General features: G+C 66.5%; 16 protein-coding genes and 1 tRNA gene. 5 read left to right on the top strand and 12 right to left on the bottom strand.

Annotated elements, in window-relative coordinates; all coding sequences use genetic code 11:
• The first annotated feature begins 147 nt into the window (after positions 1–147).
• Positions 148–555, top strand: coding sequence for a hypothetical protein (locus QX010_RS00940; protein WP_315801002.1), 408 nt, complete (start codon positions 148–150; stop codon positions 553–555).
• 600 nt (positions 556–1,155) lie between these two features.
• Here the strand turns inward: QX010_RS00940 and QX010_RS00935 are convergent.
• The 8 genes from QX010_RS00935 to QX010_RS00900 all read right to left on the bottom strand — a co-directional run bounded on the left by QX010_RS00935 (position 1,156) and on the right by QX010_RS00900 (position 10,548).
• Complete coding sequence (locus QX010_RS00935; protein ID WP_316177074.1) at positions 1,156–2,130, bottom strand: oligopeptide/dipeptide ABC transporter ATP-binding protein; 975 nt, start codon at positions 2,128–2,130, stop codon at positions 1,156–1,158.
• The gene (locus tag QX010_RS00930; RefSeq protein ID WP_315801004.1) at positions 2,127–3,116 is read right to left on the bottom strand and encodes an ABC transporter ATP-binding protein; all 990 of its coding nucleotides are present in this window, start codon (positions 3,114–3,116) and stop codon (positions 2,127–2,129) included. Before QX010_RS00930 ends, QX010_RS00935 begins: the two co-directional genes overlap by 4 nt.
• Positions 3,117–3,399: 283 nt before the next feature.
• A complete protein-coding gene (locus tag QX010_RS00925) occupies positions 3,400–4,317 on the bottom strand; it encodes an ABC transporter permease (RefSeq protein WP_315801005.1) in 918 nt (305 codons plus the stop codon).
• Positions 4,314–5,255 carry an ABC transporter permease gene (locus QX010_RS00920; protein WP_316177072.1) on the bottom strand — a complete coding sequence of 314 codons (942 nt, stop codon included), beginning with the start codon at positions 5,253–5,255 and terminating at the stop codon, positions 4,314–4,316. Before QX010_RS00920 ends, QX010_RS00925 begins: the two co-directional genes overlap by 4 nt.
• Positions 5,256–5,267: 12 nt before the next feature.
• Positions 5,268–6,869, bottom strand: coding sequence for an ABC transporter substrate-binding protein (locus tag QX010_RS00915; RefSeq protein WP_316177071.1), 1,602 nt, complete (start codon positions 6,867–6,869; stop codon positions 5,268–5,270).
• A 225-nt stretch (positions 6,870–7,094) separates the two neighbouring features.
• Entirely contained in the window at positions 7,095–8,051 is a 957-nt protein-coding gene (locus QX010_RS00910) for an N-carbamoyl-D-amino-acid hydrolase (RefSeq protein WP_316177069.1), read from the bottom strand.
• Between the two features lie 75 nt (positions 8,052–8,126).
• On the bottom strand, positions 8,127–9,656 hold the full coding sequence (locus tag QX010_RS00905; protein ID WP_316177067.1) for an aldehyde dehydrogenase family protein: 1,530 nt from the start codon (positions 9,654–9,656) through the stop codon (positions 8,127–8,129).
• 10 nt (positions 9,657–9,666) lie between these two features.
• Positions 9,667–10,548: an NAD(P)-dependent oxidoreductase gene (locus tag QX010_RS00900; RefSeq protein WP_316177065.1), complete on the bottom strand. Its 882-nt coding sequence runs from the start codon at positions 10,546–10,548 to the stop codon at positions 9,667–9,669.
• Positions 10,549–10,655: 107 nt separating this feature from the next.
• Between QX010_RS00900 and QX010_RS00895 the strand changes: the two genes are divergently transcribed.
• Together QX010_RS00895 and QX010_RS00890 are read left to right on the top strand one after the other, a co-directional pair.
• On the top strand, positions 10,656–11,612 hold the full coding sequence (locus tag QX010_RS00895; protein WP_316177063.1) for a LysR family transcriptional regulator: 957 nt from the start codon (positions 10,656–10,658) through the stop codon (positions 11,610–11,612).
• Between the two features lie 83 nt (positions 11,613–11,695).
• On the top strand, positions 11,696–12,019 hold the full coding sequence (locus QX010_RS00890) for a hypothetical protein (protein WP_316177061.1): 324 nt from the start codon (positions 11,696–11,698) through the stop codon (positions 12,017–12,019).
• Positions 12,020–12,156: 137 nt separating this feature from the next.
• Here QX010_RS00890 and QX010_RS00885 read toward each other — a convergent pair.
• The 3 genes from QX010_RS00885 to QX010_RS00875 form a co-directional block, all read right to left on the bottom strand.
• Positions 12,157–12,230, bottom strand: a tRNA-Gly gene (locus QX010_RS00885).
• A gap of 423 nt (positions 12,231–12,653) precedes the next feature.
• Positions 12,654–13,265, bottom strand: a complete 612-nt coding sequence (locus QX010_RS00880) for a TMEM175 family protein (RefSeq protein ID WP_316177059.1) — start codon at positions 13,263–13,265, stop codon at positions 12,654–12,656.
• A gap of 160 nt (positions 13,266–13,425) precedes the next feature.
• Complete coding sequence (locus QX010_RS00875; protein WP_316177057.1) at positions 13,426–14,232, bottom strand: hypothetical protein; 807 nt, start codon at positions 14,230–14,232, stop codon at positions 13,426–13,428.
• Between the two features lie 372 nt (positions 14,233–14,604).
• Between QX010_RS00875 and QX010_RS00870 the strand changes: the two genes are divergently transcribed.
• Positions 14,605–16,506, top strand: coding sequence for an acyltransferase family protein (locus tag QX010_RS00870; RefSeq protein ID WP_316177055.1), 1,902 nt, complete (start codon positions 14,605–14,607; stop codon positions 16,504–16,506).
• Here QX010_RS00870 and QX010_RS00865 read toward each other — a convergent pair.
• On the bottom strand, positions 16,503–18,401 hold the full coding sequence (locus QX010_RS00865; protein ID WP_316177053.1) for an acyltransferase family protein: 1,899 nt from the start codon (positions 18,399–18,401) through the stop codon (positions 16,503–16,505). The two genes, QX010_RS00870 and QX010_RS00865, sit on opposite strands and share 4 nt — an antisense overlap.
• Positions 18,402–18,635: 234 nt before the next feature.
• Between QX010_RS00865 and QX010_RS00860 the strand changes: the two genes are divergently transcribed.
• Positions 18,636–19,115, top strand: a complete 480-nt coding sequence (locus QX010_RS00860) for a hypothetical protein (RefSeq protein WP_315801373.1) — start codon at positions 18,636–18,638, stop codon at positions 19,113–19,115.
• The last annotated feature ends 76 nt before the right edge of the window (positions 19,116–19,191 follow it).

Here is a 19,191-nt window from a genome sequence, read left to right as displayed (position 1 = left end):
GCCACCCAACCGTCGACGCTGGGCGCTTGAGATACCCGATCTTGCGAAGCAGGTCACCGAGACGATGGACTTATGACTTCGTCACAACGCGAACCTGGCAACGTCCACACGCCTGTCGATATGAGTCGGTATGGAGTGAGTTCTGTCATGCTTATCAAGACGGTCACGTTGCATTCTATCACTTATCTTGTAGGCATTACCAGTTCAGTGGCAGTACACCATGCCATCCCCTCGCCAGGCACAGCGACCATCTTCCAATCTGGCACCACTGCAATACGTTATCAGCAGATCGCCAATCGCTCGACCAAAGGCGATAAGTTGCCGATCTGGCAAGCAACGCGTCAACTCAACAACAAAGCACCCGTACAGAGGCCAGCATACACCGTGCCAATTTCCAAATTCGGAAACGACTGTAAACCGCCAATTGATGTCCCTGGCCGCTGCTTTGCAGACGCCGGAGGGTACCGCAAGGTTGCGTCGTCCGCTCCCGCCCCAATTCGCGGCATACCGATTGCATCGAACCAAATCGGTCCTGCCGCGGCGGATCTGGTGTAGTCGTGGTGCAAAGATGACCAATATTCGAGGCGGCGACCTGTCCAATCCTGCAGTATTGAAATCGCTAAGTAGAATCCGCACAGCAAAGCTGCGCCTCGATCGGCCGACGTCGTGCCAGTCCCTAGAGGCCGACCTGTTGTCGCAGATCGCGCTTTGCGACGTTCTGTTGGACGAGATTCAATCGGTCGCTTGCAGCCTAAAGCTGGCGAGAGCCGTACCCGGTGAGCCGATGCCTGGTCGCAACCGGGCGCGGCTGCGATACCGTTCCTCAAAACATGATGGGCAGCGACGGCGCGCGGCGCAGCGATGTTGCGTGCCATCGAAGTTTCGTTCAGTCGCCACGTAGCGCGGATGGGCGCAGCGACATCCCGGTTCACCGACACGACACGTGAGGCCCCGCACGTCGGCTGGCGCCGACGTGTCCCACGGGCCGGCTGTCGCTCATGCGGGCTACGCGCCGCACCGAGATCCGCATGAGAAACGCACCGTCTCTCCTCCGTGATTGGCGCGGCGGTCGTGCATCAAGCTGTCATTGCACCTGCATAGTGGCCACGCCGCCGCCTTCGGCGGCCGCTTTGCCAATCCTGCGCAAGGACGTAACTACACATTCTCCAAATGGCACGCCACCCACTGGTCCTCGCCTTTCAGCCGCAGCTCGGGAGCCTCTACGCGGCAGCGGTCGAAGGCCAGGGGGCAGCGGGTGTTGAAGCGGCAGCCTTTGGGCGGGTTGACCGGGCTCGGAACGTCGCCCTTGAGGATGATCGGTGTGCGCTCGGCGCCGGGTTCGGGAATGGGCACGGCTGACAGCAGCGCCTTGGTGTAGGGATGACCCGGTGTGGCAAAGATCTGCCGCCTTGGCGCCATCTCGACGATCTTGCCGAGATACATCACCGCCACGCGGTGCGTCATGTGCTCGACGATCGCGAGGTCGTGGCTGATGAACAGCAGCGCCAGGCCGAACTCGCGCTGCAGATCCTGCAGCAGGTTGACGATCTGCGCCTTGACGGAGACGTCGAGCGCGGACACCGCCTCGTCGCAGACGATGAGATCGGGCTTGGCGGCGAGCGCCCGTGCAATGCCGATGCGCTGGCGCTGGCCGCCGGAGAATTCGTGCGGCCGGCGGTTCACGGCGTCGCGCGGCAGCCGGACGATCTCCATCAGCTCGGCGATGCGCGCGTCGCGCTCCGCGGCGGTCTTCGCGAGGCCGAAATTGTTGATCGGCTCGGCCAGGATGTCGCGGATCCGCATCCGCGGATTGAGGCTGGAGAACGGATCCTGGAAAACGACCTGGACGCGGCGGCGCATCTCGCGCAGGCTGCCAGGGGGAAGATCGTCGATGCGCTGGCCGTCGAGCACGATCTGGCCGGCGGTGACGTCGAACAGCCGCAGGATGGCGCGGCCGACCGTCGACTTGCCGCAGCCGGATTCGCCGACCAGGGAGAGCGTCTCGCCGCGCGCGATCTCGAATGACACGCCGTCGACCGCATGCACCTTGCTCTTGCTGCGGCCGAACAGCCCGCCGGAGATCGGGAAGTGCTTCTTGAGGTCGTTGACCTGGAGCAGCGGCATGGTCATGCGGCAGCCTGCTCCTTGGCGGCGAAATGACAGGCGGCGATGTGGTGCGCGGCCTTCTGCTCCAGCCCCGGCGCATATTGACGGCACAGGTCGGTCGCGAGCGCGCAGCGGCCGGCGAACACGCAGCCTTCGATGCGCTGCTTCAAATCCGGCACTTGGCCAGGAATCTCGGCGAGGCGTTTCGTCTCGCCCGACAGCGACGAGCCGAGCTTGGGCAGCGCGCCGAGCAGGCCCTGCGTGTAGGGGTGGCGGGGGGTGCGGAACAGCTCCTTCACCGGCGCCTCCTCGACCTTGCGCCCGGCATACATCACCATCACGCGCTCGGCGACCTCGGCGACGACGCCGAGATCATGGGTGATCAGGATGATCGCGGCGCCGACGCGCTGCTTCAGCTCCAGCATCAGCTTGAGGATCTGCGCCTGGATGGTGACGTCGAGCGCGGTGGTCGGCTCATCCGCGATCAGGAGCTTTGGATTGCAGGCCAACGCCATCGCGATCATCACGCGCTGGCGCATGCCGCCGGACAGCTGGTGCGGATATTCGCGCACGCGCCGTGCCGGCTCAGGGATTCCGACCAGCGTCAGCATCTCCACCGCGCGCGCCTCGGCTTGCGCCTGGTCGAGCCCCTGGTGCAGCCGCAGAGTCTCGCCGATCTGGCGGCCGACGGTCAGCACCGGGTTGAGGCTGGTCATCGGCTCCTGGAAGATCATCGAGATGTCGTTGCCGCGGAGCTGACGCATCTCGCGGTCGGACAGCGTCAGGATGTCCCGGCCCTCGAGCAGAATCGAGCCCGCGATCTTGCCCGGCGGCTCCGGAATCAGCCGCATCATCGACATCGAGGTGACGGACTTGCCGCAGCCGGATTCGCCGACGATGGCGAGCGTCTCGCCCGGGTTGACGTGGAAGGAGACGCCGTCGACGGCACGGTTGATGCCGGTCGGCGTACGGAAATGGACCTGGAGGTTCTCGACCTCGAGCAGCGGCATCAGATCGGCTCCCGGCCGCGGTTTGGGGCCTCATGCGGAGACATAGGGGCCTCATGGTTCGAGACGCGTCGCGCATTGCGACTGCCGAATATCACGACCAACTCGGCGCGGCGCTCCTCACCATGAGGCGTTAGCGCCGAGGCCGGTGCTGCACATCGGCGACGAGCAGCGTCGCCATGTGAAATGCTCCCACCCCTCACCCTGAGGAGCCCGCCGAAGGCGCGTGTCTCGAAGGGCCAGGCCCCTGCTCGGACCTCGTGGCTCGCCCGCCTCACTCCGCTGCTCATGGTGATTTGGCCATGCGCGGATCGAGCGCGTCGCGCAGGCCGTCGCCAACGAGGTTGACGGCGAGCACGGTCACCGACAGGAACGCGGCCGGGAAGAACACGATGTAGGGCTTGACCTGCCACAGCGCGCGGCCCTCGGCCATGATGTTGCCCCAGGACGGGATGGTGGGCGGCGTGCCGGCGCCGATGAAGGACAGGATCGCCTCGGTGATCATCGCGCTGGCGCAGATGTAGGTCGCCTGCACCAGCATCGGCGCCATGGTGTTCGGCAGGATGTGGCGCAGGATGACCATCGGCGTGCGCGTGCCCGACGCGACCGCGCCGTCGACATAGGGCTGCTCGCGCAGGGACAACACGACGCCGCGCACGAGTCGTGCGACGCGCGGAATCTCGGCGATGGTGATGGCGAGGATGACATTGCCGACGCTGCCTCGCGTGAGCGCCATCAGCGCTACCGCGAGCAGGATCGGCGGGATCGACATCAACCCGTCCATGCAGCGCATCAGCACGCCGTCGGCCCAGCGCAGGAAGCCGGCGACGAGACCGATCGAAAGGCCGATCAGCGATGCCGCCAGCGCCACCGACAGCCCGACCGTGAGCGAGACGCGCGTGCCATAGAGCACGCGCGAATAGACGTCGCGTCCCAGCGCATCGGTGCCGAACCAGAAATCCGCCGACGGCAGCCGCGTGCGCTTGGCCGGCGCGATCGCGGTCGGATCGACGGTGAACAGGAACGGCGCGAACACGCCGATGATGACGAGCAGCAACAGCAGCGCGCCGCCGATCGCGACCGTCGGATGGTTGCGCAGGAAGCCGATGGCGCCGCGCCGGATCTTTGGCGCGACCATCAGGTCCGGCAGAACAGGCGCGAGGACGAGGCCCGGCGGCGGCGATGTTGATGTCGTGACGGTCAATAGCGGATCCTCGGGTCGACCAGGGTGTAGGTGATGTCGATCAGGAGATTGACGAGCACGTAGACGAAGCTGAACAAGAGCACGATGCCCTGGATCACCGGATAGTCACGGCGCAGGATGGCATCGATGGTGAGACGGCCGAGACCGGGAATCGCGAACACGCTCTCGGTGACGACGGCGCCGCCGATCAGGAGCGCGATGCCGATGCCCACGACGGTGACGATCGGCACCGCCGCGTTCTTCAGCGCGTGAATGAACAGGATGCCGCCCTGCCCCAGGCCCTTGGCGCGCGCGGTGCGGATGTAGTCCTGCTGCAGCACTTCGAGCATCGCGGCGCGGGTGATGCGCGCGATCAGCGCGATGTAGACGCAGCCGAGCGCGACCGCCGGCAGGATCAGGTTCTGCAGCCACGGCCAGAATCCTTGGGACAGCGGCGTGTAGCCCTGCACCGGCAGCCAATCGAACTTCAGCGCAAAGACATAGGCGAGGATGTAGCCGACCACGAACACCGGCACCGAGAAGCCGAACACGGCGAACGCCATGATGATCCGGTCGATCCAGGTGCCGGCCTTCCACGCGGCGATGACGCCGAGCGGCACGGCGATGATGATGGTGAGACACAGCGTCACCATCATCAGCGACAAGGTCGGCTCGATGCGCTGGGCGATCATCGAAGCCACCGGGAGATTGGTGAAGATCGAGGTGCCCAGATCAAAGTGCAGCAGGCGCCACACCCAGCTTCCGAACTGGACCAGGAAAGGCTGGTCCAGCCCGAGATTGGCGCGGATGCGCTCGACATCGGCCGGGCTCGCCTGGTCGCCCGCGATCACCGCGGCGGGATCGCCCGGCGCGATGTAGAGCAGGCTGAAGACGAACAGCGCGACGATCGCCATCACCGGCAAGGTCGACAGCACGCGTCGGAGCGCATAAGCGAGCATGGATGTCAGTGCCTATGCGGTCTTCGACACGCCCCAGAACAGCGGGATCGGCCCCTTGGTCACGCCGGAGACGGTCTTGCGCCACGCGGTGTAGCCGAGGAAGAAGCCGGTCGGCGCGAACACGACGTCGTCGAGCGCGGCCTTGTTGATGCGCGCGGCGACGGTCTTCTCCTCGTCCAACGACTTGGCGTTGAACCAGTTGGTGATCTCCTTCTCCACCGGCTCGCTGTTCGGCCAGCCGAACCACGCCTTGTCGCCATTGGCGCGCAACGCGTTGTAGGCCGCCGGGTTGATGCAGTCGGCGCCGGCGTGCCAGGTGTGGAACATGTGCCAGCCGCCCTGCGCGGGCGGCGTCTTCAGCGCCCGGCGCGCGCCGACCGTACCCCAATCGGTCGCGACGAAATCCACGTTCATGCCGAGCTTCTTGAGCAGATCCGCGGTGACGTCGCCGAACGCCTTCGTGATCGGCTGATCCTGCGCGACGAGGCAGGTGATCGGTTCGCCCTTGTAGCCGGCCTCCTCCAGCAGCTTCTTGGCTTTCGCCAGGTCGCGCTTGCCCTTCAGGATGTCACCGCCCTCCTCGGTGTAGAGCGGCGTGCCGGGTGTGAACACGCCGGGCAGCGGCTTCCACAGCGCATTGTCGTCGCCGACCAGCGCGCGCATGTAGTCCTCCTGGCTCATTGCCATGAGGATGGCCTGCCGCGCCTTCACATTGTTGAAGGGCGGATACAGATGATTGATGCGGAACGCACCGACATTGCCGAGGGGATCGCCGATGTCGACGCCGATGTTCTTGTTGCCCTTCAGCACCGGCACGAGATCGGTGATCGGGTTCTCCCACCAGTCGACCTCGCCGTTCTGCAGCGCGGCCGCGGCCGTCGCCGGATCCGGCATGATCACCCATTCGACGCGGTCGACCAGCACCTGCTTGCCGCCGGCGAGCCACAGCGGCTTCTCCTGGCGCGGCAGGTAGTCGGCGAACTTCTCGAACACGGCTTTCGCACCCGGCACCCACTCGCCCTTGGCAAATTTGAACGGGCCGGAGCCGACATATTCGGAGATCTGCTTGAACGGATCAGTCTGCGCGATGCGCTCGGGCATCACGAAGGCGCACGGCGCGTTGCCCTTGCCGAGCGCGAACAGCATCTTCGGATAAGGCTGCTTCAGCACCCATTTGAAGGTCTTGTCGTCGACCGCCGTGAGCTCGTTCTGGATCGCCTTGAGCATCAGGCCCATCGGATCGCGCGCCGACCAGCGCGTGAGGCTGGCGACGACGTCCTTGGCGAGCACCGGCTCGCCGTCGTGGAATTTGAGGCCGGGACGCAGCTTGAAGGTCCAGGTCAGGCCGTCGGAGGACACCTCCTCCGATTCCACCATCTGGCGCTGCGGCACGAACTGATCGTCGATGCCGTACAGCGTATCCCACACCATCGCGGCTGCGTTGCGCACGACATATTGGGTGCCCCAGATCGGATCGAAATTGGCGAGATTGGCCTGTGGCACAAAACGCAAGGTGCGTGCGGCAGCGCCTTGGGCGATCGCCGGCGCCGCAAATCCCGTCAGCGCCAGACCACCCGCGCCCGCCAATCCCTTCAATACCGTTCTGCGATCCATGTTCTCTCCTGATGCAACATGCCCAAGTTCAATTGCCGAAATTGTAAGCAAGGCCCATGCCACGCGTGTGGAGCGCGTTCATTTGAACGCAAATGAGGCATGGGGCGCAAGCCTATCGAAGCCCGGGCGAGCGCAGCGACCCCGGGTTCTCCGAGACTCCTCGTGTGAACCCGCATGTCGCTGCGCTCATGCGGGCTACGGACTTGCGCGCGATTGCCGAACGCATCATGCCTTCCGCACCGGCGAGCCGTCGGCCATCAGCGTCTCGCCCTTGCGCTCGACGATCATGCCGTAAGCGTGCGGCTGGCGATGGACGTCGAAGTTGAAGATCGTCTGCTTGTAGGATCTGCACAAATCGAGGTCACAGCGTGCCAGCGCGATCTCGTCGCCCTTGGTGGCGCAGGCCGCGACGATCTCGCCTGAAGGGGCGATGATGCAGCTGCCGGCGATGTGGTCGATGCCCTCCTCGACGCCGCCCTTGGCGACGCCAATCACCCAGGTGCCGTTCTGATAGGCACCCGACTGCATCACGAGGCGGTTGTGAAACAGCGAAAGGTCGTCATGCTCCGGCGCCGGCGGATTATGCACCGGCGTGTTGTAGCCGATCAGCACCATCTCGACGCCCTGCAGGCCCATCACGCGATAGGTCTCGGGCCAGCGGCGGTCGTTGCAGATCGCCATGCCGATGACGCCGCCAAAGGCGTTGGCGACGCCAAAGCTCTTGCCCGGTTCGAAATAGCGCTTTTCCAGATGCTGGAACTTGCGCCACGGTTCGTGCTCGGCATGTCCCGGCAGATGCACCTTGCGGTATTTCGAGACGACGGTGCCCGTCTTGTCGACAAGAATGGCGGTGTTGTAGCGGTGCACGATGCCGTCCTCGACCGCGAGCTCGGCATAGCCTAAGCAGAAGCCGATGCGCAGATCCTTCGCGAGCGCGAACAAGACTTGCGTCTCCGGCCCCGGCATCTCGCGCTCGAAATATTGATCGATCTCGGCCTGATCGGCCATGTACCAGCGCGGGAAGAACGTCGTCAGCGCGAACTCGGGATAGACGATCAGGTCGCAGCCATTGGCGTGCGCCTGCCGCATCAACGCCATCAGTCGCGCAACCACCGCGGTCCGTGTTTCGCTCTTGGCAATCGGGCCGAGCTGACCAATGGCGACGTTGACGAAGCGCGGCATGTTTCCGTTCCTTATTTCGGAACTAAGTGGTCGTTCCGTGGCGCGCAGCTCTTGCACCGATCATGCCATGCTTGCTCAGTCGCGCAAGCCCGGCGCGTAGCCGAACGCCACCGCCGGCTCGGCCGCGGTCTCGACCCACACGCTCTTCACCTGCGTGTATTCGTACAGCGCCTCGATGCCGGAGGAGCGGCCATGGCCGCTGTTGTTGTAGCCGCCGAACGGCGAAGCGACGTTGATGGTCTTGTACGCATTGATCCAGAACGTGCCGGCCTTGACCTGTGCTGCGACGCGATGCGCGCGCGCGACGTCCCTGGTCCACACCGCGCCCGCGAGGCCGAACTCGCTGTCATTGGCGATCGCGATCGCCTCCGCCTCGGTATCGAAACGGATCGCGGCGACGACGGGTCCGAACACCTCCTTGCGCGCGATGCCCATGGCGTTGGTGACGTTCTTGAGCACGGTCGGCCTGACGAAATATCCGCCGTCCTGCGCCACGCCATCTGCGCCAGCGACGATCTCCGCGCCCTCGGCTGCGCCTTCGGCGATCAATGACAGCACATGGTCATATTGCCTGGCGTTGTTGATCGGCCCGATCTCGGTGTCCGCCGACAGCGGATCGCCGCATCTGATCTTCGTAGCGCCTTGCGCGACCAGATCGACGAAGCGGTCATACACCGCGCTCTGCACCAGCAGCCTGGAGCCGGCGACGCAGCTCTGGCCGGCACCGCCGAAGATCGCGGCCTGCGCGCCGATGGCGGCGCGTTCGAGGTCCGCATCGGCGAACACGATGTTGGCCGACTTGCCGCCGAGCTCGAGCACCGACGGCAGCAGCCTGCGCGCCGCGGCCTCGCCGATCAGCCGCCCCGTCGGCACCGAGCCGACGAACACGACCTTCTTCACGGCGGGCTGCGCCAGCGCCGCCTGCCCCGTCGTGTGGCCGAGACCCGCGAGCACGTTGACGACGCCCTTCGGCAATCCGGCACGTTCGGCGATCCCCGCCAGCGCCAGCGAGGTCAGCGGCGTCAGCTCCGACGGCTTCAGCAGCACGGCGTTGCCCATGCTGATCGCCGGTGCGATCTGCCAACCCGCGGTGAAGACCGGCGCGTTCCACGGCGTGATCTGCAGCACCACGCCCATCGGCTCGCGGCGCGTGTAGTTGAGATGGCTCGACGGCACCGGGATGACGTCGCCGTGGAATTTGTCGGCCCAGCCGGCATAGTACTCGAACATCTCCGCGACCTTGGCGACTTCGCCTTTGGTATCGCGGATCGGCTTGCCGGCGGACAGCGCTTCCAGATGCGCCAGCGGCTCGGCCGCGGCGAGGATCGCCCGCGCCACCGCCTGCATCACGCGGCCGCGGCCCGCGGCGGTCAGCTTCGCCCACTCCGCCTGCCCCGCCACGGCAGCAGAAGCTGCCTTGGCCGCGACGTCGGCGCCGGCATCGGCATAGGTGAACAGCAATCGGCCGGTGGCGGGATCGTTGACCGAGACCGTCGCGCCTTCGCCGACGATGACGTCGCCGCCGACATGGGAGCCGACGGCTTTCAGATCCGGCCATAACGGCAGCGCTGCGGCGCGCAGGCGGGGATCGATGAAATGGGTCATGGCGGTACGCTCACGGCTTCGGCATCGGGCCGAGCTGCAGCTCGACGATGCGGTTGAAATCATCGGCGTCGGCGATGCTCGCGGCGCTGTCCGCCCAGATGCGCGCGGTATCGCTTGCGATCGGCAGCGACAGTCCGAGTTCACCGATGAACTGCGCCGCCAGCCTGACGTCCTTGCGCATCAACTGCATGGTGAAGCCGGAATCGAAGGCGCCGTTGAGAATCCAATTGGGCACGTTGACGAGCGTGACGCCGGAGCGGCCGGAGCCGGCATTCAGGCCTTCGAGCAGCCGCCCGGCATCGACACCCGCCGCATCAGCGATGCGCAGCGCCTCCGCGGCGGTCAGCAGATGGGCGGCGCAGAGCAGATTGTTGACGATCTTGGCAACGTTGCCGGCGCCGACGCCGCCGACATGGACGCGCTTGGCGCTCATCCGCTCCAGCACCGGCAGCACACGCGCGAGGTCGTCCTCATCGGCCCCGATCACCATGGTCATGGTGCCCGTCGCCGCCCCCTTTGGGCCACCGCTGACGGGCGCATCGACGAAGCCCATGCCGCGCGCCTTGAGAACGGCCGCAAGCCGGCGCGAGGTCTCGGGATGCGAGGTCGAGGTATCGACGATGACGACGCCCACCCTGGCATGCGCGAGGATGCCGCCGGCGCCTTCCACGACATCGGCGACAATCCCGGCGGTCGGCAGCGACAGGATCACGATGTCGGCGGCGGCGATCACGCCGCCGATGCCGTCGGCAACAGTGATGCCCTCGGCCGCCAGCGCCGAGCGCGTCGCGGCGAGCGTGTCGTAGCCGGTGACGGCAAAGCCGGCGCTCTTCAGCGTCAGCGCCATGCCGCGCCCCATCCTGCCAAGTCCGATGATGCCAACAGCGGTCACGAAGCCTCCTGCCAAATTTGCCTTGCCAGCGTAGCCGCGCGATTCCAGGGCAGACATCAGCACCCTCCGTCGCTAGTGTTGACTTCAAGTCAACGCTGTCGGAAGCCATGTCCGCCCTGCTCGATCACCACCGCCTGCAATATCTGCACGAGACGATCCGCCTCGGCTCGGTGCGCGCCGCCGCCGAAGCGCTCGACGTCAACGCGTCGGTGATCAGCCGGCAGATCGCGCTGCTGGAGAACGAGCTCGGCCTCACTTTGCTCGAGCGCCTCAGCCGCGGCATCCGCGCCACCGCGGCCGGCGCGCTGCTGGTCGAGCGCTTCCGGCAATGGCAGGCCGACCAGGCCGACACCGTCGCCAAGCTGCGCGAATTGCAGGGCCTCAAGCGCGGCCATGTCGACATCGTGCTCGGCGAGGGTTTCGTCAGCGATCTCATGTCCGGCCCGCTCAGCCGGTTCTGGCAGCGCCATCCCGACCTCACGATGTCGTTCGACCTCGCCGGCACCAATGAGGTCGTCAATGCCGTTGCCGAGGATCGCCATCACATCGGCCTGGTGTTCAATCCATCAGCCGATCCGCGCATCCGGATCGCCACCGCGAGCCGCCAACCGCTCTGCGCGATCATGCCGCCGGATCACGCGCTGGCGCGGCTCGGCCGTCCCTTGCGCCTGCGCGAGCTCGCCGACCACCCGCTCGGCCTGATGCATGCAAGCTACGGCACGCGTCAGATCGTGGCGATGGCGGAGGCCGCCGAGCGCATCGCTCTGTCGCCGAAGCTCACCACCAGCTCGATCAACGTGCTCCGCCACTTCGTCAAGGGCGGCCTCGGCCTGACGCTCCTGCCCGCCTTCGCGATCGCCGCCGATCTTGCCGACGGCTCGCTCGCCGCGGTGCCGGTCGACAACCACCTGCTGTCGTCGAGCGAAGCCTGCGTCATCACCCGGCGCGGCCGCGAGCTGCCGCATGCCGCCAGCCATCTGCTGCGCTTTCTCAGCGGCCAGATGCGGGCGTTCCGGGTCGGCGGAGCCGCCGGCAAGACCAGGACACGCGGCGCCGGACGTTGATCCGCGCCGATCATCACGGATCGTTTCCGGTTGCGCTGGCACAGGGGTTGAGATTGGATGTTGCAATTTCGGGAGTCGATCTCATGCGCCACGTTCTCGCGATCGCTTTCGGCCTGTCGGCGGCGACAGCAGCTCAGGCCGAGACCTGCCAGCTCATCGGCAACCAGATCCTGTGCGACGACGGGACGTCGGGGCAGCGGATCGGCAACAATACCTATTGGAACGACGGCTCCTCGTCGCAGCAGATCGGGCGCTTCACCAACAACAACGACGGCAGCAGCTCGCAGCAGATCGGCAATCACACCTACTACAGCGATGGCACGTCGGCGCATACGATCGGAAACACGACCTATTTCAGCGACGGCAGGACGTGCCGGCGGATGGGCAATCGCGTCGCTTGCGACTGATCGGCCGGACCGGCTGGGGAGTCTGCACCGACGACCAGGGAAACCGACGTCCCCAGAAGATTGGGACTGCGACATCGCGTGAGCGCCCCATGACGAGGATCGCTTCTGGTCGGATGACGGAGTGGCCGCGGAAGCCTTGGAGCGGGTGAAGGGAATCGAACCCTCGTATTCAGCTTGGAAGGCTGCTGCTCTACCATTGAGCTACACCCGCATCGGGGCGTTCCCTAACATGGTCCGCGGCGGCTCTCAACCTCTTCGCCACGGGGTCTGGAGGCGGATGCATCGGGATCCGCGGTTGGAACGGCCGGAATCGAGCGGAATCCGCGACCCGAGCCGCAGCGCAGCACGACGGCGGCGGCTGGTGGGTTCCGTAATCGGCCCCCCTACCCTCGCGGCCCGGACCGTCCTATATTCCGGTCACCATCAACAACGAAAGGAGGTGATCCAGTGTCTTTCACCAAGCGCTGTCACCTCGCTGGGATCGCCCGCTGAGCGGCTCTTCATGAGCGACGTGTGAGCGCGTGATTCGTCAGCGTCTCAGCGCCATCGCGGCTCGGCAACGGGGCGGTCTCGGCCCTGGACCAGCGAGTTCAAGAACGGAAGCGCGGCGGGTCTCACGGCCCGCCGCGTTTTTTTATGGCAGCTCCGCCTTCTCGCCGGCCGGCGCCGCCGGCGGGCTGCGGACGAACCGCCGCGCCAGGAAGCCGCCGAAGCCGAGCATCCAGAAATACTGCACGTACTCCGGGGCAAGCGCCGCGATGACGATGCCCGGCACGAACACGATCACGGGAAAGATCGCGCCGGCGATCTCGGCATGGCGGCCACCGGGAAGCGCGAGCCACCACAGCGCGGCGTTCAGCGACGCAATGATCGTCAGATGCAGGCCATAGAGGACGGCCACCGCGCTGCTCAGCCTGTAGCCGCCGTAGAGCCCGTTGGTCACCGGCAGCAGCACGATCGACAACAGGAAGAACAGATTCAGGATGACCACGGGCCGGCCCGCGAACGGCTGCCGGGCCAGCCGCCGGTGGTGGCTGATCCAGAACACGCCGGCGATGATGAAGCTGAGGACCAGCCCGGCGAGCCGCCCGGAATAGGTGTGCACCAAGTCGATCCAACCGGGCATATGCGCGAAATTGGGCTTCGGCAGGTCGTAGGCGAGAAGCGTCATCGCAACACCGAAGATGGTGTTGGAGAGCGATTCCAGCCGGCGCATCTCGAACAGGTCGGACTGAGGCTCTGTCATGTCGAATCGGAAGCAACTGCAGCGAGGAACGGAGATGAAGGCTCACGTTCTATAGCAGCTCTGGCGCCGCACCGCCCGACTTCGCTGCCGCCCTTGGGCGGCAGGCTGTCACGTCACTCGCCGCCGGCCTCCAGACCCACCGGCCCTCGAGCGTCAGCGCTCACCGGCAGGCATAGGTGTGGCCATCGAAGCCGCGATAGCTGTGCGTCGCCGGATTGTAGCTGCGGAATTGGACGCAGGCCGGCAGTCCCGCGGTGCGCAGTCGCGGCCTGCCCTCCGCCTGCAGCCGGGCCGAGGCCGGGGTTGCGGTGCCAGGCCTTGCCATCACGATCATCGGCCGGCTGGCGACCATCCGCGATGTCCTGCCGGCATCCTTGACCGCAGCATCCCTGGCGGCCACCACAACGGCCTGCGCCTGGGCCGCCTTGCCGGATGACGGCTTGGCCGATGATGCCCCGGCTGGGGATGGCGTCGTCGCGGGCGGATTGGCCGCGGCCGTTCTGGGAGAGGACGGCTTGGCAGAAGACGACTTGGCAGAGGGCGGCTTGGTCGCTGGCGCCGCCATCGATGGCGATTTCACGGACGGCTTGGTCAGGGAAGGCTTGCCGGCGACTGGCTCTGCTGCCGCAGCCTTCTGAACCGCATCCTGCTTGTCCGTAACTGCGGCCTGCTTCGGCTCAGCCGACGCGGTGGGTATCGTCGCAACCGCTTCCGCAGCCGCGGCAGGCTTGACCTCGGGACCGGCCGGAATGTCGGCGCTGGCCGCCTGGCTCGGAACGGATGGCGCGGGATCGACCGACGCGGTCTTGTCGTCGGCTGGGGTCTTGTCCTCGGCGACGGGCGCCTCGACCGGCTTCTTGATCAGCTTCTTGCAGTCCAGCGGGAACACCAGCTCGCCCGATGCCGTCAACCCGATCGGCTCGCATCCGCCGAACGGCCCGCTCTCCTTGCCCTGATCCTTGGCCACCTCGCCTGCGGGTGGTGAGGAGCCGCCGGGCTCGGCGCTTCGCGCAAGCGAAACGCCAACCACAACCTGAAATAGAACAACGCCGCACAACAATCCGGCCCGGCCGGCCTTCTGCCCCAATGTACGCATGACACGCTCGCTCGACGCATGAACTCCGGCAAGGCCATCACGCCATTGAGGCAAGTCTGTGAAGGCAAGCCGCGGATTCCCGCTGCGATCTCAATTCGATGGCATTGTGTCCTGTTTGCACGACCAACGGTGCCGCAGGAATCCCTCAATGCGGTTGCAATCGGAGCCTACCAGGGTCGCCTGCGTGCAGTGACCGTCGGGAATTGACGGCCGCCGCCAGATGCGAGCGTCCGGACAGAACCCTTGAGCGCAACCGGCTATCGTCCCGACATCGACTGCCTGCGCGGCTTCGCAGTGATCTCGGTGATCGCGTTCCACTACGACATCTCGCCGTTTCGCAGCGGCTATGTCGGCGTCGACATCTTCTTCGTCATCTCGGGCTTCCTGATCACGCGGATCATTCATGCGGAGGTGCAGACCGGAACGTTCTCGTTCGCGGCGTTCTACCGGCGCCGTGCCCGGCGCATCCTGCCGGCGGCCCTGGCGATGCTGTGCGTGACCCTGCTCGCCGCCAGCGTGATCCTGTTGCCTGGGGACGCGGTGTCGGTGGCGCAGCAGGCGCTGGCCGTGCTCGTCTTCTGCTCCAACGTCCTGCTGTGGTCGCAGCAGGGCTATTTCGACGCCGCCGCCATCACCAAGCCGCTGCTGCACACCTGGTCGCTCGGGGTCGAGGAGCAGTACTATCTGCTGTTTCCCATGCTGGCGCTCGCCGCCTTCGCGCTGCGGCGGCCGCTGATGCTTGCGAGCTTCGCCGGGATCTGCGCGACCTCGTTCCTGCTCTGCGTGATTCAGACCCGGCTGCAGCCCGCCGCCGCGTTCTTTCTGTTGCCGGCCCGGGTCTGGGAGCTCGCGCTGGGCGCGCTGCTGGCCGTGGAAGCCCTGCCGGCGCCGCACTGCCAGTGGCTCAGTATCACTGTGGCCGCACTGGGCTGGATCGCGCTCGGCGCCGCCGTCAACCTGTTCTCGCCGCACACGCCCTATCCCGGCACGGCCGCGCTGCTGCCGTGCCTCGGCGCCGCCGCCGTGATCTGGGCCAATCCGTCCCCGAGCAAGGCCGTGCTGACCGCGGTCAAGCCGATGATCGCGGTCGGGCTGTGGTCCTACTCGCTCTATCTCTGGCACTGGCCCGTCGTCTCGCTGGCGACGGCGGTCTGGGGTCCGCCGAGCTCGATTCAGCACAAGCTGGCGCTGCTCGGCGCCTGCACCGCGATGGCGCTGACGAGCTTCTATCTGATCGAGCAGCCGGCGAGGCAGGCGCAGTCGCCGGTCACGGTGCGCGCGCTGGTCGCGAGCGCATCGGTCGTGCTGCTGGCCTCACTCGCGATCATCGGGCTTGCCGGATTTCCCGCCCGCTTCTCGCCGCAGGAGCGGACGCTGGCGGAATTCATCAGCTACGACCATCAGTCCGCCTATGAGAGCGGCACCTGCTTCCTCGATCCGGGCCAGACCTTCGAGGCGTTGCAGCCGTCGTGCCTTGCCAAAGGCCCGCGCCCGCGCATCCTGGTGTGGGGCGACAGCCACGCCGCTCACCTCATCCCTGGCCTGAAGCGAGCCCTGCCCCAGGCCTCGTTGCTGCGCGCCAGCCTCGCGCAATGCGTTCCTCACGCCGAAGCAGGCCAGTCCGCCGCCTGTGCGGATTTCAACCGCCGGCTGCCACTTCTGGTGCGCGAGCTCACACCCGACATCGTCGTTCTCTCGGGCAATTGGACGCGCACCGCGATGACGCCGGCCGCACAGGCGAGCCTGCTCGCCACGATCAAGGCGATCACGGACAACGGCAGCAAGGTGGTGGTGGTCGGGCCGAGCCCGCAGTTCGACCGCCCACTGCCGCATCTGCTGATTGCCGCGAAGCGCTTCGGCGTCTCGACCGACGGGCACATGCTGGATGGTCTCGGCGAGGTCGACGGCTTCATGCGTGTTCTGCTGAAGGATTCAGCGCGGACCGACTACGTCTCGCTGCTCGCGCTGCTGTGCCCGGCCGGAGATTGCGTGCTCCAGACCCCCGACGGCGCGCCGCTCGCCTGGGACGGTGGCCATCTCACGGCGCAGGGTTCGGAGCTCGCAGGGCCACGGATCGTCGCGGCGTCGCCGGCATTGGCCGCGGCCGCAAGCGCGCCGCAACTGACGGCGAACAGCGCCAACTAGTCGTCCGACAGGAATCTCGCAAACACCGGCGCGGCGCGCTCGCCCATGCGCTCGGCCCCTGCCACGGTGAAATGGCCGGCATCCTGGAACAGCCACACGCCATGCTCGACGACCGGGCAATCCTGGTCGCAATAGACCTCCGAGGGCCTGAGCAGTGTCACCTTGGCGAGCGGCCTGATCGCCTCCGACAGAACGGCGTCGATCACGCGGTTGGTCGCGATCGCCTCGCTCTTCGGCACGGCATCGCACGGCTTGGCGGGTGCGTGCCAGCGCGGCCCCGGCAGCATGCGCAACTGATCGAAGGCGCAATTCACCGGACGGACCTGGCCGCCGACGACGAGGAAATGCCGGCCGGGCCGGTCGAGCAGACGGATAGTCTCGGCGAGATGACCGGCGACCGCGGCGTTGCGGGTCCGCGCCGCCGGCCCATCACCGAGATCGAGATAATACTGCCATGCCTGCCCGATCACGACGAAATCGGCCGGCGACTGCCGGATCCGCGGCAGCTCGCTGTCGCGCAGCTCGGCGCAGACCTGGGCGCGAGGTCCCTCGGCGGTGAGCCCCGCGAGGGTGGGACATCCGCTCATGGTGGAGACGTGCCCGATCATGCCGCGCGCCTTCAGCGTCGCATCGAGCGCGGCGACATATTGCTGAACGTAGGAATCGCCGAGCAGCTCGACGCCGCGCGTGCCCTCGAGATCGCCGAACGCGCACAGCCGGCCGACGGCGCGGCCGCATTTGTTGAGGCCGAAGCCCTGCAGCTGGAACAGCGCGAGCTGATCGTCGGGCAGCCGCGACACGACGCCGTTGGCGCGGAAAGTGACGTGGGTGAGCGCGGCACCGACGATAAGCACCGTCGCAAAGCTCGCCACCTGCGCGACGCGCGGCCACGGCAGCCGCCGCAGCGGCCGCTCGACGATGGCGAACATCAGCGTGGTCAGCACCGCCATCAGCGCGAGCTGCGCTGCCAGTCCGGCCGCGGTCTGCGCCGCATCGCCGAAGATGAAGCGGACGAAGAAGATCACCGGCCAGTGCACGAGATAGAGCGAATAGGAGGCGGCGCCGATGGCGCGCACCGGGCGAGCCATCACCAGCGACGTCGGGGCATTGGCCGCAATGATGACGGCCGTGGCGATGCAGGGCAGCAGCGCGGCGACGCCTGCCTGGGACTGATAGTAGCCGATGAGGAGAAGGCTGCCGAACAACAGAACATCACCGCAGGCGGCGGCGAGAGAGCGGGCGCGCGGCGACGCTGCCAGGCGAGCCTCGAGCGGAATGGCGAGCGCGCCGATGGCGAATTCGAACACCCGGAATGGCGTCAGGAAGAACACGGCGTCCGGATCGCGCGATGACCAGAGTGCGGCCGCGGCAAGGGACAACAACCCGATCGCGGCAATGGCGCGGAACACATGTCGGCGCGTGCCGAGCCACATCAGCAGCAGCGGCGCCAGCGCGTAGAATTGGACCTCCGCCGACAGCGACCACAGGTGCAGCAGCGGCAACTCATCCGCGCTCGGCGCGAAATAGGCGCTGGCCTCGCGCCAATACTGGATGTTGGCGATGGAGAGCAGCCCATGCGTCGCCTCCTTGGCGAGCTGGCGCAGGGCTTCCGGCGACAGGAACAGCCAGCCGACCGCGAACGTGGCCGCAATGGTTACAACCAGCGCCGGCAGGATGCGCCTTGCCCGCCGCAGATAGAACTCCGACAGCGAGAAGCGCCGGGCGCCGACATCGCGCAGGATCTGCCCGGTGATGAGATAGCCGGAGATGACGAAGAAGATGTCGACGCCGGCATAGCCGGCCGAGAAGCCGGTGATCCTCAGGTGGAAGAGGATGACGATGACGACGGCGATCGCCCGGAGGGCATCGATGTCAGCCCGATGACTGCGTTCCAATGTCGTCCACTCCGCGCATTCCTCGAGGCGGACGAGTTGCGCAGACACGGATGGCAACAGCAGGAAACAGTCATGACGTCATCGGACCCATCCGATGACACCGCGCCGGCGGCGGCGTGGCGGACGTGAAGGGGGTCTGCCGAAGTCGGCCGCAAGTTCGGCAATCCGTTGAACGATCGGCTTGAATACGGCAATCTGGCGGCGCTGAGGGACAATGCGGGGCTGAGGGCGGTGATGAACCTGTTGCGAAGAGAATGGCGGGCAGCGTTCGCGGGAATAGCCGTCGCGGCGCTGCTGGCGGCGACCACCGCAGCCTCGGCGCAAGCCGAGACGCCGGCTCCCGGCGCCGCAGCGCCTGCTCCCGCTCAGACCACGGTCGAGCGCAACGCCAAGGGCGTTGCCGGCAAGCCGATCCAGGTCGGCATCTATCTCAACGTCCAGTCCGACTGCTCATCCGGGCCCCTTCCCGCCATCCGCCTGGTGACGCCGCCGGGCAACGGCACCGTCACGATCAAGCGCGGCAAGGTCAGTGCCACCAACTACAAGCAATGCCTCGCCCTGGAAGTGCCGGGCTTCATCGCCTTCTACCAATCGAAGGCCGATTTCGCCGGCACCGACACGGTGACGCTCGAGGTCAAGTTCCCGCAGGGCCGCACCGAAGTGCAGCGGATCATCATCAACGTCGGCGTCGGGCCGGCGGGGCAGAAGATCTGAGCCGCAACGCATCGACGGCGCGACGACGCCTCCAGCGATGAAGCCGCCTCCAGCCATGAAAAAGGGCCGCCTCATC

The sequence above is a fragment of the Bradyrhizobium sp. SZCCHNRI1009 genome (assembly GCF_032487575.1).
Taxonomy (GTDB): domain Bacteria; phylum Pseudomonadota; class Alphaproteobacteria; order Rhizobiales; family Xanthobacteraceae; genus Bradyrhizobium.
Note: the sequence above shows the minus strand (reverse complement) of the source record. Positions and strands in the feature narration are given on the sequence as shown.

Coding starts and splice junctions, on each gene's coding strand:
- QX010_RS00935 (WP_316177074.1), bottom strand. CDS start 2,130: ATGACCATGCCGCTGCTCCAGGTCAACGACCTCAAGAAGCACTTCCCG.
- QX010_RS00915 (WP_316177071.1), bottom strand. CDS start 6,869: ATGGATCGCAGAACGGTATTGAAGGGATTGGCGGGCGCGGGTGGTCTG.
- QX010_RS00905 (WP_316177067.1), bottom strand. CDS start 9,656: ATGACCCATTTCATCGATCCCCGCCTGCGCGCCGCAGCGCTGCCGTTA.
- QX010_RS00890 (WP_316177061.1), top strand. CDS start 11,696: ATGCGCCACGTTCTCGCGATCGCTTTCGGCCTGTCGGCGGCGACAGCA.
- QX010_RS00920 (WP_316177072.1), bottom strand. CDS start 5,255: ATGCTCGCTTATGCGCTCCGACGCGTGCTGTCGACCTTGCCGGTGATG.
- QX010_RS00940 (WP_315801002.1), top strand. CDS start 148: ATGCTTATCAAGACGGTCACGTTGCATTCTATCACTTATCTTGTAGGC.
- QX010_RS00860 (WP_315801373.1), top strand. CDS start 18,636: ATGAACCTGTTGCGAAGAGAATGGCGGGCAGCGTTCGCGGGAATAGCC.
- QX010_RS00930 (WP_315801004.1), bottom strand. CDS start 3,116: ATGCCGCTGCTCGAGGTCGAGAACCTCCAGGTCCATTTCCGTACGCCG.
- QX010_RS00895 (WP_316177063.1), top strand. CDS start 10,656: ATGTCCGCCCTGCTCGATCACCACCGCCTGCAATATCTGCACGAGACG.
- QX010_RS00880 (WP_316177059.1), bottom strand. CDS start 13,265: ATGACAGAGCCTCAGTCCGACCTGTTCGAGATGCGCCGGCTGGAATCG.
- QX010_RS00910 (WP_316177069.1), bottom strand. CDS start 8,051: ATGCCGCGCTTCGTCAACGTCGCCATTGGTCAGCTCGGCCCGATTGCC.